The following is a 15,722-nucleotide window of genomic DNA, read 5'->3' on the forward strand; positions in this document are numbered from 1 at the left end:
GGAGGGCGGCCGAGGAACGGCGGCTCAGGGGCGTCCGTCGTCGGCGGGTCCGGCGGCGGGCGCCCCGCGCTTCTCCTTCTTCGCCTTCGCCGGGTCGGGCAGCGCGCCGGTCATGCCCGGCAGGAAGTCCGTGAACAGGTCGTGCACCTCCAGGACGAGCGGCCGCAGCACCCGGAAGCGCGCGAGGGACACCCCGCGCGCGGTGAGCCGGGCCCCGCGCGCGGCCAGCCGGTAGCTGCGCTCGCGGCCCTCGGTGCGGTCGAACACCCAATACAGCACGAGCCCCATCTGGGAGAGCCACATCAGCTCCGGGAGCACGTCCCGCAGTTCCGGCGCCACCTTGGTCTTCGCCCCGGACAGCACCTCCCGGTGGACGTCGATGGCCTGCACGCGCGCGTGCTCGCTCTCCGCGGAGAACGGGCTGAGCGGGCTGTCCGGGTCGGCGGCGTTCTTGAAGAACTGCACCGCGAACTCGTGGTAGGGCGTCGCGATGTCCAGCCACACCCGGAGCACGCCCGAGAGCCGCGCCTCCAGGTCGGTCTCCCGGTCCAGCACCTCGCGGACCGCGATCCGGTGCTCCTCGGCGATCCGGTCGTAGAAGCCCTGGATCAGGTGCTCCTTGCCGGCGTAGTAGTAGTACGCGTTGCCGACCGAGACGCCCGCCTCCTTGGCGATCGCCCGCATCGTCGTCTTGTCGTAGCCGTGCTCCTGGAACAGCCGCATGGCCGTCTCCAGGATGAGGGCACGGGTCTGCTCGGACTTCGCGGACCTGGCGGGAGTACCGCCGTCCGCCTGGGGGCTGTCGTTCTTCGCGGGCACGGAAGGAGAGCCTATCCAGTGGGACAGGAACCGTCCGCGCAGCCCGGCGCGGTGTAGCTCCACCCCTGGCGCGGGTCGTACGACCAGCCCTCACCCTTCCGGTACACCCCGCCGCCCCACCGGCCGGTGCCCCACTGCGCCCCGCGCCACTTGGCGGCGGCGAGGACGGCGCCCCGGGCGAGCCGGGCCCCGGCCGGGGTGTTCAGCCGGTGTGCCAGGGGCCGGTGTTCGCGCAGCGCCCACAGGGTGACGATCCAGGCGGCGGCGCCCCGGTAGACCTGCCCGGAGTCGCCGACGACGGTGACCTCGTCGAGGGTGGCGCGGTGATCGAGTCCGGGGAAGCGCCGCCGGGCCTCGTCGGAGGACGCCGGTACGAGGTCCAGGGGCACCAGCTGCGGCTGCCGTGCGAGCCAGTCGCGGACGAAGACGCACAGGGAGCAGTCGGCGTCGTAGAGGACGGTGAGCCCGTGGACCGGGACGCGCGAGGCGTCCCGGTCCGGGGTCCCGCCGGCGGCCGGGGCCACCCCCGTCACGCCCCGGCCGTCGGCGGGACCCAGCCCTGCGGCGCGACGGGCGGTATCTGCTCCCGCTCCATGACCCCGCGCCGCCGGATCTTGTTCAGCACGAACACGTTCCCGAGGTGCATCACGCCGAGCACCAGCAGCACCACGCCCACCTTCGTCGACAGGGCCTCGAAGATGCCCCGGGTGTCGTCGATGGTGCCGTCGCCGCTCAGGTAGAGGGCGACGAACCCGAGGTTGACGAGGTAGAAGCCGACCACCAGGAGGTGGTTCACGGCCTCCGCGAGCTTCTCGTTCCCCCGGAGGACGTCGGACAGGAAGATCCGTCCGTTGCGGCTGAGGGTGCGGGCCACCCAGACGGTGAGTCCGATGCTGACGATCAGATAGATGACGTAGGCGACGACCGTGCGGTCCATGCGCCTCCCCCTTCTTGAACACGTTCAAAAATGCTGACAGGAAGAACTGTAGGAGCATTTCTGAACGCGTTCAACTTTCTTGCGCTGGGAGCTGCGTCACACCCGCCGCGCCAGCTCCGGGCGCTTCGAATAGTCCGTGAGACCAAGGACGTTGCCCCACGGGTCGGCGATCTCGACGGTCCACCCGGTGGCCACGGAGAACGGCGGATCGAGCAGCGCGACACCGGCCGCGGTGAGATGCGCCGCGGCCCGCCGGGCGTCCGGCACCTCCAGCCACACGCGCGGCGAGGGCCACGGCGGCGGCCGGTGCCCGAGCCCCTCCTCGTGGCGCAGCAGCACCCCGGGCGTCTCGCCGCCGACCTTCAGCAGTGCGATGCCGGCCTCATCGAGCCGGAACCCGACGGTGAACCCCGCACGCTCGTAGAAGCCGACGGCCTCGGCGAGATCCCCGACCGGCAGGAGGACGTTGTCGAAGCCGAGCAGTTCGTACGACTCTTCGTCTGACATGCCATCAGATTAGGGCGATGATCGGCGCGGGCCCGGCATTGCCGACGGGACGGGACGGTCGGTGCCGCCTCGTCCTGCCGGAGGCACGGGAATCGTGACGACCGCGTTCGCCCCCGCGGGTGTCACGCACGCGCGAGGGCCCCGTTCCCCACCCGGGAACGGGGCCCTCGCGACCGTACGGAAGAACGACCTCAGAAGCGGCGCGTGATCAGTGCCCGCTTCACTTCCTGGATCGCCTTCGTGACCTCGATACCGCGCGGGCAGGCGTCCGTGCAGTTGAAGGTCGTGCGGCAACGCCACACGCCGTCACGGTCGTTGAGGATCTCCAGGCGCTGCTCGCCCGCGTCGTCACGGCTGTCGAAGATGAAGCGGTGCGCGTTGACGATGGCGGCCGGGCCGAAGTACTGGCCGTCGTTCCAGAACACCGGGCACGAGGACGTGCACGCGGCGCAGAGGATGCACTTCGTGGTGTCGTCGAAGCGCTCGCGGTCCTCCGCCGACTGGAGGCGTTCCCGCGTCGGCTCGTTCGTGTCGTGCGTGATCAGGAACGGCATGACGTCGCGGTACGCCTGGAAGAACGGGTCCATGTCGACGACCAGGTCCTTCAGGACCGTCAGACCCTTGATCGGCTCGACCGTGATCGGCTTCTCGGGGTTGAGGTCCTTGATCAGGGTCTTGCAGGCGAGACGGTTCTTGCCGTTGATCCGCATCGCGTCCGAACCGCAGATGCCGTGCGCGCACGAGCGGCGGAACGTCAGCGAGCCGTCGAGGTCCCACTTGATCTTGTGGAGACCGTCGAGCACGCGCTCCTTGGGGTCGATCTCCAGCTGGAAGTCCTCCCAGACCGCTTCCGCCGAGACCTCGGAGTTGAAGCGGCGGATCCGGAAGGTGACCGTGATGTAGGGGGAGTCGGCGAAGCCGGGCTCGGGCTGGCCGGCCGCTTCTTCCTTGTCCAGAACAGGGGTTGCCATCAGTACTTACGCTCCATCGGCTGGTAGCGGGTCTGGACGACCGGCTTGTAGTCGAGACGGATGGACTCGGTGCCGTCGTCGCCGACCTCGCGGTACGCCATGGTGTGGCGCATGAAGTTGACGTCGTCGCGGTTCGGGTAGTCCTCGCGGTAGTGACCGCCGCGGGACTCCTTGCGGGCGAGCGCCGAGACCGCCATGACCTCGGCGAGGTCGAGCAGGTTGCCCAGCTCGATGGCCTCCAGGAGGTCCGTGTTGAACCGGCGGCCCTTGTCCTGGATCGAGACGTTGCGGTAGCGCTCGCGCAGCTCCGCGATCTTCTCCACGGCCGTCTTGATGGTCTGCTCGGTGCGGAACACCATGACGTTGGCGTCCATGGTCTCCTGCAGCTCGCGGCGCAGGACCGCCACGCGCTCGGTGCCCGTGGAGTTGCGCAGGTGCTCGACCTGGTCGACGACCTGCTGCGCGGGGTTCTCGGGCAGCTCGACGTAGGACGCCTTCTGCGAGTACTCCGCCGCGGCGATGCCCGCCCGGCGCCCGAACACGTTGATGTCCAGGAGCGAGTTGGTGCCGAGGCGGTTGGCGCCGTGCACCGACACGCAGGCGACCTCGCCGGCCGCGTACAGGCCCGGGACGACGGTGGTGTTGTCGGTGAGGACCTCACCCTCGACGTTCGTCGGGATGCCGCCCATCGCGTAGTGCGCGGTGGGCTGGATCGGGATCGGGTCCGTGTACGGCTCGATACCGAGGTAGGTGCGCGCGAACTCCGTGATGTCGGGCAGCTTGGCGTCGAGCTGCTCCGGCGGGAGGTGCGTGAGGTCGAGGTAGACGTGGTCGCCCTCGGGACCGCAGCCGCGGCCCTCGCGGATCTCCGTGTAGATGGAGCGGGACACGACGTCACGGGACGCGAGGTCCTTCATGACCGGCGCGTACTTCTCCATGAAGCGCTCGCCGTCCTTGTTGCGGAGGATGCCGCCCTCACCGCGGGCGCCCTCCGTCAGCAGGATGCCCATGCGCCAGATGCCGGTCGGGTGGAACTGGAAGAACTCCATGTCCTCCAGCGGCAGCCCGCGCCGGTACACCGCGGCCTGGCCGTCACCGGTCAGGGTGTGCGCGTTCGACGTCACCTTGAAGAACTTGCCGCAGCCGCCGGACGCGTAGATCACGGCCTTCGCCTGGAAGACGTGGATCTCGCCGGTCGCCAGCTCGTACGCGACCACGCCGACCGAGGTCTTGACGCCGTCGACGTCGGCGATCAGCTGGTCGAGGACGTAGAACTCGTTGAAGAACTCCACGCCCTCCTTGACGCAGTTCTGGTACAGCGTCTGGAGGATCATGTGGCCGGTGCGGTCGGCCGCGTAGCAGGACCGGCGGACCGGGGCCTCGCCGTGGTTGCGGCTGTGACCGCCGAAGCGGCGCTGGTCGATCGTGCCGTCGGGCGTGCGGTTGAACGGCAGGCCCATCTTCTCCAGGTCGAGGACCGAGTCGATGGCCTCCTTCGCCAGGATCTCGGCGGCGTCCTGGTCGACCAGGTAGTCACCGCCCTTGATCGTGTCGAAGGTGTGCCACTCCCAGTTGTCCTCCTCCACGTTGGCGAGCGCGGCGGCCATACCGCCCTGCGCGGCGCCCGTGTGGGAGCGGGTGGGGTAGAGCTTCGTCAGGACCGCGGTGCGGCTGCGCTTCGTCGACTCGATCGCGGCGCGCATACCGGCGCCGCCGGCGCCGACGATGACGGTGTCGTACTTGTGGATCTTCATCAGGAAATTCCTCAGCCCCGTTGCCTAACGGATGTTCGGGTCGAAGGTGAAGATCACCAGCGTGCCCAGCAGGATGGTGAACACCGTGGCGGTGTAGAGCAGGCCCTTGAGCCACAGCCGGGTGTTCGCGCGCTCCGCGTAGTCGTTGATGACCGTGCGCAGGCCGTTCGCGCCGTGCAGCATCGCGAGCCAGAGCATCAGCAGGTCCCAGACCTGCCAGAACGGCGAGGCCCAGCGGCCGGCCACGAAGGCGAAGCCGATCTTGGAGACGCCGCCGTCCAGGACGAGCTGGATCAGCAGGTGGCCGAGGACCAGGACGACCAGCACGACGCCGGACAGGCGCATGAAGAGCCAGCCGTACATCTCGAAGTTGCCCCGGGTGGACTTCGGGGTCTTCTGGGTGCGCTTGCGGGGGGCCTCGATGAGCGGCGCGGGGTTGTCCACGGTGTAGACGGACGCGCTCTCGACCGGCCCGATGCCCGACGCGGTCTCAGTCGTGACGGTGTTGTTTGACATGCGTCTGCCTCAGCTCCCGAACAGAACACGAGCGGCGTGGCCGAGCACGGGGTAGATCGCCCCGAGCATGAGCACGAGCCACAGGCCCACGACGGACCAGAGCATCTGCTTCTGGTAGCGCGGGCCCTTCGACCAGAAGTCGACGGCGATGACGCGCAGGCCGTTGAGTGCGTGGAAGAGGATCGCGGCGACGAGGCCGTACTCCAGCAGTGCCACGATCGGCGTCTTGTAGGTGGCTACGACCTTGTCGTAGTCCTCGGGGGAGACACGCACAAGAGCGGTGTCCAGCACGTGTACGAACAGGAAGAAGAAGATGAGGACGCCGGTGACTCGATGAGCCACCCAGGACCACATTCCTTCCCGGCCGCGGTACAGCGTTCCAGCCGGCACGGAAGAACCCTCCGGGAGCGGGGATTTAGGGCCGCGCCGGCTTCTCTGTCGGTCGGGCCCGGCCGGGTACGGTCCTCCGGCCCTCAGCATCGTATCCAGCCCTTGACGCCGGTCTTACAGCGGGCCTGCCCGTGTGATCAAACTGGCACCCAAAGGTGCACGTACGGGCTAGTTCCGGGCGGCCGGCGGGGTGGGGAATTGTGCTGAATGCCGGGTGCGGCGCGGTGGTGGCCGGTCGCGCCCCGCGGCGGAGCCGCACATGTCACAGCCCCGCGCCCCCTGGAGGCCGGACGCCCTCACAAGCCGAAGGAACGCAGCAGCCGCCCTCTCGCCAGGCGCCGCAGTTCCTCCGCCACCACCACCCGTTCCTCCTCCGGATCGTTGGCCAGACGTGACCGGATGCCTGCCAGGACGTGGTCGAGGACCTCGTCCGGGGCCACGCCGTCCCCGCAGATGACGAACACGTGGCCGAATCTCGCCTCGTACGCCGCGTGGGCCGCGTCCAGCGCCATATGGGCCGCCTCGTAGGAGTCGGCGGGCAGCGCGGGCAGCGACTCGCCGGCCAGCGCCTCCGTCAGATCGCCCGGGGTCAGGTCGTACGACGCCTCGTCGGACGCGGCGAGCAGGGCGTCGAGGTCGGGGTAGGGGCGGTGGTCGGTGAGACGGTGGGACCAGCGGTGGCTGCGGAGGCAGGCGAGCAGGGTGTGCCGTACGTCGTCGGCCGGCGCGGTGTTGAAGGCGTCCAGGGAGTACGGGGAGTGCGAGGTGCGGGACTGTTCGGGCAGCGCCGGGACGGCCACTCGGCCGGGAAGGTCGGGGAGCTGGGGAAGGCGGTGCGCAGGCAGTGTGGATCCTCGCGTCGCGGATGGTGCGGCAGGGGAGGTGGTGAAAAGGTGCGACGGCAGATTATCGGGAGTGGTCATGAGGTGTCCGACGGATGCCCGAATTTCACCCGGACGGGAGAGTTTCGGAACGTGTGGTGGACACCCGCGGTCCCCCCGGGGCCGTAGGTTGGCGCCGTGAGCCAGCACAGGCGCCGCTCGTCGGCGAAGCAGGGGAAGCAGCGGCGGGGGCTGATCGCGGTCGCCGCCGCCACCGCGGTGGTCGCGGGCGGGGTGGGCCTCGGGCTGTGGGCGGCCTCCGGTGACGAGGGAGGCGGGTCGGTCGGGTCCGGCGACGAGACCTCCGCCGCCTCACGGGGCGCGGCCTCCGGTTCCGCCTCGCCGACGCCGAGTCCGACCCGGTCGTATCCGCTGTCGCAGGCGCCCCGCACCATCCCGGCCGTGCGCTCGCACACCCCCGCGCGCGGCCCCGGCTGGCGGCCCGCGAAGGGGGACCGGGTCGTGGTCGACGACGCCGATCTCGCCGACGAGGGGCGGCTGATCGCCGGTGAGCTGGGGCTGACCTACGGCGGCGAGTCGAGCGACGTGCGCTCCGGGGACGTACGACTGGCGCTGAACGACGACGAGGGCGCGAACCCGGAGTCGTACGCGATGACCGTGCGCGGTGGACGGGTCACCATCAGCGGGCCCTCGGACGCGGGCGTGTTCTACGGGACGCGCACGCTCAAGCAGGAGGTGCACGGCGGCGGTACGGCGCCGGAGGGCGTCGTGCACGACCAGCCCGCCAAGCCGCGGCGGGGGTTCATGCTGGACATCGCGCGCAAGCCGTTCACCGCGGCCTGGATCGAGGACCGGGTGCGGGAGCTGGGCGACCTCAAGTTCAACGAACTGGGGCTGCACTTCTCCGACGACCAGGGCTTCCGGATCCAGTCCACGACCCACCCCGAGATCGTCTCCAAGGACCATCTGACCAAGGCCCAGGTGAAGTCGATCGTCGCGCTCGCGGCGTCCCGGCACATCACCGTCGTCCCCGAGATCGACTCCCCGGGACACCTCGGCGCGGTGATCGCCGCCCATCCGGAGCTCCAGCTGCGGAACGTGTCGGGGGTCGCCACGCGCGGGGCGATCGACATCTCCAAGGACGCGTCCGCCGCGATCGTCGACGAACTCCTCGACGAGTACGCCGGGTTGTTCACCGGCGACCAGTGGCACCTCGGCGGCGACGAGTACCAGGCACTCACCGTCGCCAACCCCCAGGCGTCCTTCCCGCAGCTGGCGTCCGAGGCGGTGAAGGCCTACGGCTCCGGCGGCACCGTCGCCGACCTCACCACCGGCTGGCTCAACGACCGCGCCGACACGGTCCGCAACCACGACCGCACGATGCGGGTGTGGAACGACGGCTTCTTCGCCGGCACGTCCGTGCAGGCGGCCAAGGACCTCCAGGTCGCCTACTGGACGGGCAAGGAGATCGGCGCCCGGCAGCCCGTCGCCTATCTGAGCGCGGGACGCAAGGTCCTCAACTACAACGACGAGTACATGTACTACGTCCTCGGCGAGCCGCAGACCTTCGTCTACCCGACGGGGCAGCGGATCTACGAGCAGTGGACCCCGCGCGTGCTGCGCGGCACGACGGCGGTCCCCGCGAAGTACGACGCCCAGATCCTCGGCGGCTCCTTCGCGGTCTGGTGCGACCTCGCGGGCTCCCAGACCCAGAACCAGGTCGCGGCAGGCATCCGGATGCCGCTGCGCGCCACGATCCAGAAACTCTGGGACCCGGGGACACCGTCGCTGACCTGGACCCAGTTCAAGTCCCTTGCGGACAAGGTGGGTTGACGGGCGCGCGGGAAGGCGGGCCGACGGGGGCGGCCGTCCCGCGGAGATCCCGGCCCGTTGGCCGAAAACCTCTTCTTCCGTTTTCTCTGTCTGCGCGGGGGCGTCCCGTGTGACACTCCCGGGGTGGGGCGCGCTGTCAGGGGAGAAGCGGGTTCCGTAGGGGAGGGGCCCCGCCGAGGGAGGTCTGGATGAGTCTGGTGGAACTGATCGCGCAGGCCGACGATCGTGCGCTGGCCGCAGGCGGACTGGCTTGTTTGGATCGGTGCGTGCCGCTGCTGGGCGGGGACGACGAGGTGCTGCGCCCGGTGTGGACGAGCCTCGCGGACGGCGCCGCGGGGGAGACGTGGGGCGAGTCCCTGGAGCAGGCCCGTGCCAAGCTCCCCGCCCTCTTCGAGGAGCCCGGCGAGGATCAGGCCGTCCGGCTCGCCCGCACGATGCTCGCGAGCGCGCCGCCGGTCCCGGCCGGCACCGGGGTGCGGGCGTGGGCCGACGCCTGCTCGCTCGACTCGCTGCGGATCCACCGGCTGCTGGAGGTCATGGTCCCGGCCGGCGGCGCCGATGACGTCGAGGGCCGCCGTGAAGGCCGTACCGACGGCATGTCCCCGCTCGTCGCCGCCGAACTGCGCCGGCAGATCGCCGTGCTCGAACTCCTCGACGGGACCGGTTCGGGCGGCCTGCGGCAGGTGCTCGCGGTGTCGACCGAGGGGCGGCGGGTGCTGCGCGCGGTGGTCTCGCGGCGGGCGCGCGGGCGGAGTTGAGCGGCGGTCTGTGACCGTCGTGCGGTGGGGGTGGGGCGGTCCTGCGCGGGTCCGGCGAAATGTCCGGATCGGGGTGCCGGAACACCGCCCCGCCATGCTTCTCCTGGTGTGATGACACAGCAGCTGACAGAGCAGACGACGCGCCGGCCCTCCGCCGCCGCCCAGCCCGTGCGGTGGGCCGCGGACACCGTGGCGACCATGCGCGAAGGAGCCCGGGTACGGCTCGACTACTCGGCGCGGAGCCTGTGGCGGGTCGACCGGTTGATCGAGGAGATACGGCGGGAGGGCGCGCCGTACGCCGCCATGGAGCGCGAGCTGCGCGGGTTCGGGGCCTACGCCGGTGAGGTGATCGCGCGGCAGACCGGCGGCGAGTGGTGGGCGACCGGGGGCGAGCACTGGCTGCGGACGCCGGAGGGGCGGCTGTGGGATCCCATCGACGAGGCGCGGCGGTGTTTCGGCGGCGACGGGTCGCTGCGGCTGCTGTGCCGGGACGCGGTGAACGGCGCACGGCGGTAGGGGAGTTGCGAGGAACGGGAGTTCGGCAAAATCGGCGTAATAAGAAACGCCCGCGTTCCCCGTGGGCCGGGTCCGGGAGGACGATGAGGGCGGCCGCCGGACCGGGGAGGGCATATGGCCGAGAACCGTCGTTGGTGGGCGCTGGTCGTCATCGCGCTCGCGCAGTTGATGGTCGTCCTCGACATGACCATCGTCAACATCGCGCTGCCGTCCGCGCAGGTCGACCTCCACATGTCGGACGGCAACCGGCAGTGGGTCATCACCGCCTACACGCTCGCGTTCGGCGGGCTGTTGCTGCTCGGTGGCCGGATCGCGGACCTCGCGGGACGCAAGAACACCTTCATGATCGGGCTGATCGGCTTCGCCGCCGCGTCCGCGCTCGGCGGCGCCGCCGCCGACCAGGGCATGCTGTTCGGCGCCCGGGCGCTGCAGGGGGTCTTCGCCGCCCTGCTCGCCCCCTCCGCGCTGTCGCTGCTCACGACGACGTTCACCGACCCGAAGGACCGGGGCAAGGCCTTCGGCGTGTTCGGCGCGATCGTCGGCGCGGGAGCGGCGGTCGGGCTCCTCGCCGGCGGTTTCCTCACCCAGTACCTGGACTGGCGCTGGTGCCTCTACGTCAACGTCCCCATCGCGCTGGTCGCGTTCGCCGGCGCCTGGTTCCTGCTCAGCGACAGCGCCCGGCACCCGGACGCGCACCTCGACATACCGGGCGCGCTCCTCGGTTCCCTCGGCATGCTGACCCTGGTCTACGGCTTCTCCGAGGCGGAGTCGCGGAGTTGGGGCGACGGACTGGTCCTGACACTGCTCGGCTCCGGGGTCGTGCTGCTCGGCGCGTTCGGGTTCTGGCAGACGCGGGCGCGGGTGCCGCTGCTGCCGATGGCGGTGGTGAAGGACCGTCAGCGGGTCGGGGCGTTCCTGACCATCCTGTTCGTCACCGTCGGCATGTTCGGTGTGTTCCTCTTCCTCACCTACTACATGCAGCGCGTCCTCGGCTATTCGCCGGTCAGGACGGGCGTCGCCTATCTCCCCATCACCGTCGGCATGATCACCGGCTCGACCCAGATCGCGGCCCGGCTGCTCAACAGGGTGCCGCCGCGCACCCTGATGGTCCCGGGCCTGCTGCTCGCGGCGGGCGCGCTCGCGCTGATCGCCCAGGTCGGGGTGGAGCCCGCGTACGCCACGTACATCCTGCCCGGCATGCTGATGCTCGGCCTCGGCATGGGCACGGCGATGATGACCTCGGTGTCCCTGGCCACCGGCGGTGTCGCGCCCCGCGACTCCGGCGCCGCGTCCGCGACCTTCAACACGGCCCAGCAGGTGGGCGGTTCGATCGGCACGGCCCTCCTCAACACGATCGCCGCCTCCGTCACCACCCGCTACGCAACTGCCCACGCGGCCTCCGGCGCCGACCGGCGGCTCCTGGAGGCGAAGGCCGCGGTGCACGGCTTCAACGTCGCCACCTGGTGGGCGATGGCCTCGATCCTCCTGGCCGCGCTCATCGCGGGCGTCCTGGTGAACGCCGACCGGGTGCCGACACCGGGCACGGTCGCGGAGGAACTCCCCCAACAGCCGGTGGACACCACCCTCTAGGGCCCCTGTCCCCGTTCGCGACGGACGACGAGGTCCGGATCGGGCGGGCCGCGGGCTGTGACGTTTCGGTGCGGGGCGGCGCTGAGGGCGATGAGGGGTGCGGGGGGAGCGTCGCGCCCGGCACGGGTCCCGCCGTTCTCGGTGCGGGCCCTTCGCGCACCGGTACCGACGAGGACAGTCCTTGGGCCAGACAGGCGAGCCCCGGCGCGGGCACGCGTACGACGGGGAACTGGGCGCGGCCGTCGCGCGGGCCCAGGAGGGCGACGAGCGGGCGTTCGCCGTCGCGTACCGGCTCGTGCAGCCCGGGCTGCTCGGGTATCTGCGCGGGCTGGTCGGCGCCGAGGCCGAGGACGTGGCGTCCGACGCGTGGCTGGAGATCGCCCGCGACCTGGGCCGGTTCCGGGGCGACGGGGCGGGGTTCCGGGGCTGGACGGCGACCATCGCCCGGCACCGGGCGCTCGACCATCTGCGGCGGCAGCGGGTGCGGCCCCGGCCGGCGGCGCTCGAACCGGACGTACTCGACCTGCCCGGCCCGCACAGCACCCACGACCAGGCGCTGGAGTCCCTCTCCACCGCGTACGCCCTCGGGCTGGTCCGCGGGCTGCCGCGGGATCAGGCCGAGGCCGTGCTGCTGCGGGTGGTCGTGGGGCTCGACGGGCCCGCCGCCGCGCGGGTGCTGGGGAAGCGGCCGGGGGCGGTGCGGACGGCCGCCTACCGTGGGCTGAGACGGCTGGCACGCGAACTGGGCGTCCTGGAGCGGGAGACGGACCCGGCGAAGGGCTCGGCGCGGGATCCGGAGAGGGACTCGGAGAAGGACACGGAGAAGGACGGGGACGGGCATGGCTGATCACGACGCGGGATGCGCGGGTCCTCCGGGGCTCCCGGCGCTGCTGGGCGCGGCGCTGCGCGAGGGGGACGTGGACCGTGAGGCGGAGCGTCGGGCGGTGGCCGCCTTCCGGGCCGTACGGGACGCGGGGTGTCCGTCGGCGCCGACGCGCAGGGAGGACGACTGGCGGCCGGGCGGGGCCGGGTGAGGGGATCACCGGGGCCGGACCTGGTGTGCGCGGGGGACATCGCGGAGACGGCCGGAGCCGCCACCCCCCACAGGAGAGGCCCCGGCCGTCGCGCGGTACGGGCCGCGCGGCGGCCCGTACTCCCTACAGCGCCACGAGTGCGTTTTCTGTCACACCATGGCGGCGAACCAGGTAGTTGCATCTTGTACGGACATGGACGAGGAACAGTTTCAGGTCGTAACGTGCCTTTCGCGCCGGAGTGCGGACGCGACCGACACCATTCGAGGGACCACGTGCTGGGGGACGACGCGGAGCTGACCGCCGCGGTGCTTGCGGCACAGGACGGGGACGAGACCGCGTTCCGGACTGTGTACCGCACGGTGCATCCACGGTTGCTCGGATACGTACGGACGCTGGTCGGCGATCCGGACGCCGAGGACGTCGCGTCCGAGGCCTGGCTGCAGATCGCCCGGGACCTCGACCGGTTCAGCGGGGACGCGGACCGGTTCCGCGGGTGGGCGGCACGGATCGCCCGCAACCGCGCCCTGGACCACATACGGATGCGCGGCCGGCGCCCCGCGATAGGCGGCGACGAGACCGAACTCACCGGCCGCGCCGCCGAGTCCGACACCGCGGGCGAGGCCATCGAGGCGCTGGCCACCGACCTCACCCTCTCCCTCATCGCCCAGCTGCCGCAGGACCAGGCCGAGGCCGTCGTCCTGCGGGTGGTGATGGGCCTCGACGCCAAGACCGCCGCGGAGACCCTCGGCAAGCGGCCCGGCGCCGTCCGCACGGCCGCGCACCGAGGTCTGAAACGGCTCGCGGAACTGCTCGGCGGAGACCCGGAATCGGCCGAGGCACTCGACGCCCTGCCGCCCCAGCGAGACCCGCGCGACCGCGCGGTGACGTCCGCCACTGTGACGCATACGCGTGCGCGGACGCAGAAGGACATGTGATGGCCGACGAGCGCTCTGCTTTTCCGGGGGACACCGAATCCGCCGGCGGCTCCGCCGCGGGCCGGACCCCCGGCCGATGGCTGGACCGCGAGACCGCCGAACTGCTGCTGCGCGGCGAGTCCCTCGACGCCGTCGATCCGGCCGCCCGCGACCAGGCCGAACGGCTCGCCAGAACCCTCGGCGCGCTGGCCGTGGAACCCCCGCAGACCAAGGTCGAACTCCCTGGTGAGGACGCCGCGTTGACGGCGTTCCGGGCCGCGCGCAGCGGTCACGACGTGGCGCGGGCCGGCTTCGGCGGACGTGGCTCCGCGCACGCCGCGCAGTCATCGGACGCCGGACTCGTCCGGCTCGGGCGGCCCGCCTCGGCCGTGCCGGGTTCCCGCTGGGGAAGACCCGTGCGGTTCGGGCTGACCGCCGTGCTCGCCGCCGGGATGCTCGGCGGGGTCGCGGTCGCGGCCGGCACCGGGGCCCTGCGGTCGCCCTTCAGCGACGAACCGACGCCCGGCGCCTCGATCTCCGCCGCCGTGCCGCCCGACCGGACCCCGGTCTCGCCCTCGCCGACGGACACGCACGGCTCGGGCACGCCCACGGCGGGTGCCGGTTCGGACGACTCCTCCGGCGAGGCCGCCGGGAGCGGCGCGCAGCCGACGCCGTCGGCCGAGGCCGGCGACGGCACGCCCGGCGGTTCCGGCACCTGGTGGCGCGGGGTCGCCTCGTCCTGCCGCGCGGTGCGCGACGGCACACCCCTGGCCTCCGGCCGCAAGCGTGCGCTGGAGGGTGCCGCGGGCGGCACGACCCATGTGTGGACGTACTGCAAGGGCGTCCTCAAGCACACCGGCGCCGGTTCGGACGGCAAGGGCACCGGAAAGGGCACCGGCACCGGCAGGAACGGCGGTGCTCAGGGCAACGACCAGAACGGTCCCGGCGGCCAGGGCGGTGACGACGACGGGCACATATCCCCGATCGCACCGGGTGGTGGCGGCAACGGCATCAGTGGTGGTGGCAGCGCCGGCGGTGGGGGCGGCGGGCACCTGGACAACGGCGCCGCCGCTCCGGGCCCGGCGGGGTCCTCGGGCTCCTCGGGGTTCGCCCCGATCACCCGGCACCCGTCGGCGCACACCACCGCCAGTGGCCGGGCTGTCTCGCCGAGCCCGTCGTACAGCGCGCTCTGACCCGTGCTCTGACCTGCGCTTCTGTGAGGCGTGGAACTTTTTTCGCGCGGGGTGTGACGTTTTCGGCCCGGGCGGCGCAGTACTGAATAAGCCGACTGGTCATCGGCCAACGCACTGAGCCGGGGTTCCCCCCGTACCTACGGCTCGTGCACCTGGCGCGGGCGGGACACGTTCCCCCGGTCCCGCTCGCGCCTCATTCACCCTCACTTGTGGACGACGACCTTGTCGCCCGTCCGCACCTGGGCGAAGAGGCTCGCGATCGCCGCCTCGTCGCGCACGTTGACACAGCCGTGCGAGCCGCCCGCGTAACCCCGCATCGAGAAGTCGTACGAGAAGTGCACCGCCTGGCCGCCGCTGAAGAACATCGCGTACGGCATGGGGGAGTGGTAGAGCGTGGACACCCAGGTGCGGGCCTTCCAGTAGACCTGGAACACACCGTCGCGGGTCGGGGTGTACTGCGCGCCGAACCGGACGGCCATCGTCGACACCGTGCGGCCGTCGATCATCCAGCGCAGGGTGCGGCTCGTCTTGTCGATGCAGAGCACCCGGCCGGTCAGGCAGCGCGGGTCGGGGGCGCCGGCGGGCTGGCCGCCCATCAGGTACAGGTCCCACTTGCCCGGCTCGTGCGTCATCCTCACCAGCCGCTGCCAGGTGACCCGGTCGGTCCGGCCCGTCCTCGGCAGCCCGCGCTTGCCCTGGAAACCGGCGACGGCCTGCTCGGTGAGGTCGTCGTAGGAGCCGGTCGGGCCGTCGAAGAGCCAGTCGACCTGCCGGAGCCGCGCCTGGAGTTCGCGCACGTCCGTGCCGCTGTCGCCGCGCTCCCACAGGACGTCCGCGGGGCGGGCGGGGGCCGGGACGGCGGAGGACTTGCCGTCACCGGCGGTCGTACGGCCGCCGCTGCCGCCGGGGAGTTCGATGCGTACGGGCAGACGGTGTCCGCCGTCCGCGCCCTGCGCCGTACAGCCGCACACCGTCACCAGGGCCGACAGGGCCGCGGCGGCGGCGAGCGCTCTTCCCATGCCCGTAGTACGCATCGCGCACCCCCGTCGTCTCACCGGCGTCGTACCCCCGGACGGCGGGTCGCGAACGGGGGCCGGGGCGGGGCGCGCGAAGGGCTGTGGGGCCACGCGTCCGCGTGCGACACTCGT

18 protein-coding genes are annotated in these 15,722 nt (G+C 71.7%); 8 read left to right on the forward strand and 10 right to left on the reverse strand.

Going from position 1 to position 15,722, the window contains the following annotated elements; all coding sequences use genetic code 11:
• Positions 1–24: 24 nt before the first annotated feature.
• From ACIPTO_RS08950 to ACIPTO_RS08990, 9 genes are all read right to left on the reverse strand, one after another.
• Positions 25–819: a TetR family transcriptional regulator gene (locus tag ACIPTO_RS08950; protein WP_366316301.1), complete on the reverse strand. Its 795-nt coding sequence runs from the start codon at positions 817–819 to the stop codon at positions 25–27.
• Positions 820–830: 11 nt separating this feature from the next.
• Positions 831–1,352: a thiol-disulfide oxidoreductase DCC family protein gene (locus ACIPTO_RS08955; RefSeq protein WP_401190348.1), complete on the reverse strand. Its 522-nt coding sequence runs from the start codon at positions 1,350–1,352 to the stop codon at positions 831–833.
• On the reverse strand, positions 1,349–1,756 hold the full coding sequence (locus ACIPTO_RS08960) for a hypothetical protein (protein WP_366316299.1): 408 nt from the start codon (positions 1,754–1,756) through the stop codon (positions 1,349–1,351). Before ACIPTO_RS08960 ends, ACIPTO_RS08955 begins: the two co-directional genes overlap by 4 nt.
• Positions 1,757–1,852: 96 nt before the next feature.
• Positions 1,853–2,263, reverse strand: a complete 411-nt coding sequence (locus ACIPTO_RS08965) for a VOC family protein (RefSeq protein WP_366316297.1) — start codon at positions 2,261–2,263, stop codon at positions 1,853–1,855.
• 191 nt (positions 2,264–2,454) lie between these two features.
• Positions 2,455–3,234, reverse strand: a complete 780-nt coding sequence (locus ACIPTO_RS08970; RefSeq protein ID WP_366316295.1) for a succinate dehydrogenase iron-sulfur subunit — start codon at positions 3,232–3,234, stop codon at positions 2,455–2,457.
• Positions 3,234–4,988: a succinate dehydrogenase flavoprotein subunit gene (gene sdhA / locus ACIPTO_RS08975; RefSeq protein ID WP_366316293.1), complete on the reverse strand. Its 1,755-nt coding sequence runs from the start codon at positions 4,986–4,988 to the stop codon at positions 3,234–3,236. Before sdhA ends, ACIPTO_RS08970 begins: the two co-directional genes overlap by 1 nt.
• Positions 4,989–5,012: 24 nt before the next feature.
• A complete protein-coding gene (locus ACIPTO_RS08980) occupies positions 5,013–5,504 on the reverse strand; it encodes a succinate dehydrogenase hydrophobic membrane anchor subunit (RefSeq protein WP_366316291.1) in 492 nt (163 codons plus the stop codon).
• Positions 5,505–5,513: 9 nt separating this feature from the next.
• The gene (sdhC, locus tag ACIPTO_RS08985; protein ID WP_078652359.1) at positions 5,514–5,894 is read right to left on the reverse strand and encodes a succinate dehydrogenase, cytochrome b556 subunit; all 381 of its coding nucleotides are present in this window, start codon (positions 5,892–5,894) and stop codon (positions 5,514–5,516) included.
• Between the two features lie 296 nt (positions 5,895–6,190).
• Complete coding sequence (locus ACIPTO_RS08990) at positions 6,191–6,694, reverse strand: 2-oxo-4-hydroxy-4-carboxy-5-ureidoimidazoline decarboxylase (protein WP_366316289.1); 504 nt, start codon at positions 6,692–6,694, stop codon at positions 6,191–6,193.
• A 219-nt stretch (positions 6,695–6,913) separates the two neighbouring features.
• On the opposite strand from ACIPTO_RS08990, the gene ACIPTO_RS08995 reads away from it, so the two are divergent.
• From ACIPTO_RS08995 to ACIPTO_RS09030, 8 genes are all read left to right on the forward strand, one after another.
• The gene (locus ACIPTO_RS08995) at positions 6,914–8,569 is read left to right on the forward strand and encodes a glycoside hydrolase family 20 protein (RefSeq protein ID WP_401190352.1); all 1,656 of its coding nucleotides are present in this window, start codon (positions 6,914–6,916) and stop codon (positions 8,567–8,569) included.
• A gap of 188 nt (positions 8,570–8,757) precedes the next feature.
• Entirely contained in the window at positions 8,758–9,327 is a 570-nt protein-coding gene (locus tag ACIPTO_RS09000; RefSeq protein WP_366316285.1) for a hypothetical protein, read from the forward strand.
• A gap of 111 nt (positions 9,328–9,438) precedes the next feature.
• A complete protein-coding gene (locus ACIPTO_RS09005; RefSeq protein ID WP_401190354.1) occupies positions 9,439–9,843 on the forward strand; it encodes a hypothetical protein in 405 nt (134 codons plus the stop codon).
• 114 nt (positions 9,844–9,957) lie between these two features.
• Positions 9,958–11,433, forward strand: coding sequence for an MFS transporter (locus tag ACIPTO_RS09010; RefSeq protein ID WP_401190356.1), 1,476 nt, complete (start codon positions 9,958–9,960; stop codon positions 11,431–11,433).
• Between the two features lie 181 nt (positions 11,434–11,614).
• Positions 11,615–12,280, forward strand: a complete 666-nt coding sequence (locus ACIPTO_RS09015) for an RNA polymerase sigma factor (protein WP_366316279.1) — start codon at positions 11,615–11,617, stop codon at positions 12,278–12,280.
• Positions 12,273–12,467: a hypothetical protein gene (locus ACIPTO_RS09020; protein WP_366316277.1), complete on the forward strand. Its 195-nt coding sequence runs from the start codon at positions 12,273–12,275 to the stop codon at positions 12,465–12,467. The genes ACIPTO_RS09015 and ACIPTO_RS09020 overlap by 8 nt, the downstream gene beginning before the upstream one ends.
• 272 nt (positions 12,468–12,739) lie before the next feature.
• Positions 12,740–13,402: an RNA polymerase sigma factor gene (locus ACIPTO_RS09025; protein WP_366316275.1), complete on the forward strand. Its 663-nt coding sequence runs from the start codon at positions 12,740–12,742 to the stop codon at positions 13,400–13,402.
• Positions 13,402–14,574: a hypothetical protein gene (locus ACIPTO_RS09030; protein ID WP_401190359.1), complete on the forward strand. Its 1,173-nt coding sequence runs from the start codon at positions 13,402–13,404 to the stop codon at positions 14,572–14,574. Before ACIPTO_RS09025 ends, ACIPTO_RS09030 begins: the two co-directional genes overlap by 1 nt.
• 203 nt (positions 14,575–14,777) lie before the next feature.
• Here ACIPTO_RS09030 and ACIPTO_RS09035 read toward each other — a convergent pair whose 3' ends face one another.
• On the reverse strand, positions 14,778–15,593 hold the full coding sequence (locus ACIPTO_RS09035; protein ID WP_401190361.1) for a L,D-transpeptidase family protein: 816 nt from the start codon (positions 15,591–15,593) through the stop codon (positions 14,778–14,780).
• Positions 15,594–15,722: the final 129 nt, after the last annotated feature.

Origin of the sequence: Streptomyces sp. NPDC090083 (genome assembly GCF_044747445.1) — a bacterium.
Classification (GTDB): domain Bacteria; phylum Actinomycetota; class Actinomycetes; order Streptomycetales; family Streptomycetaceae; genus Streptomyces.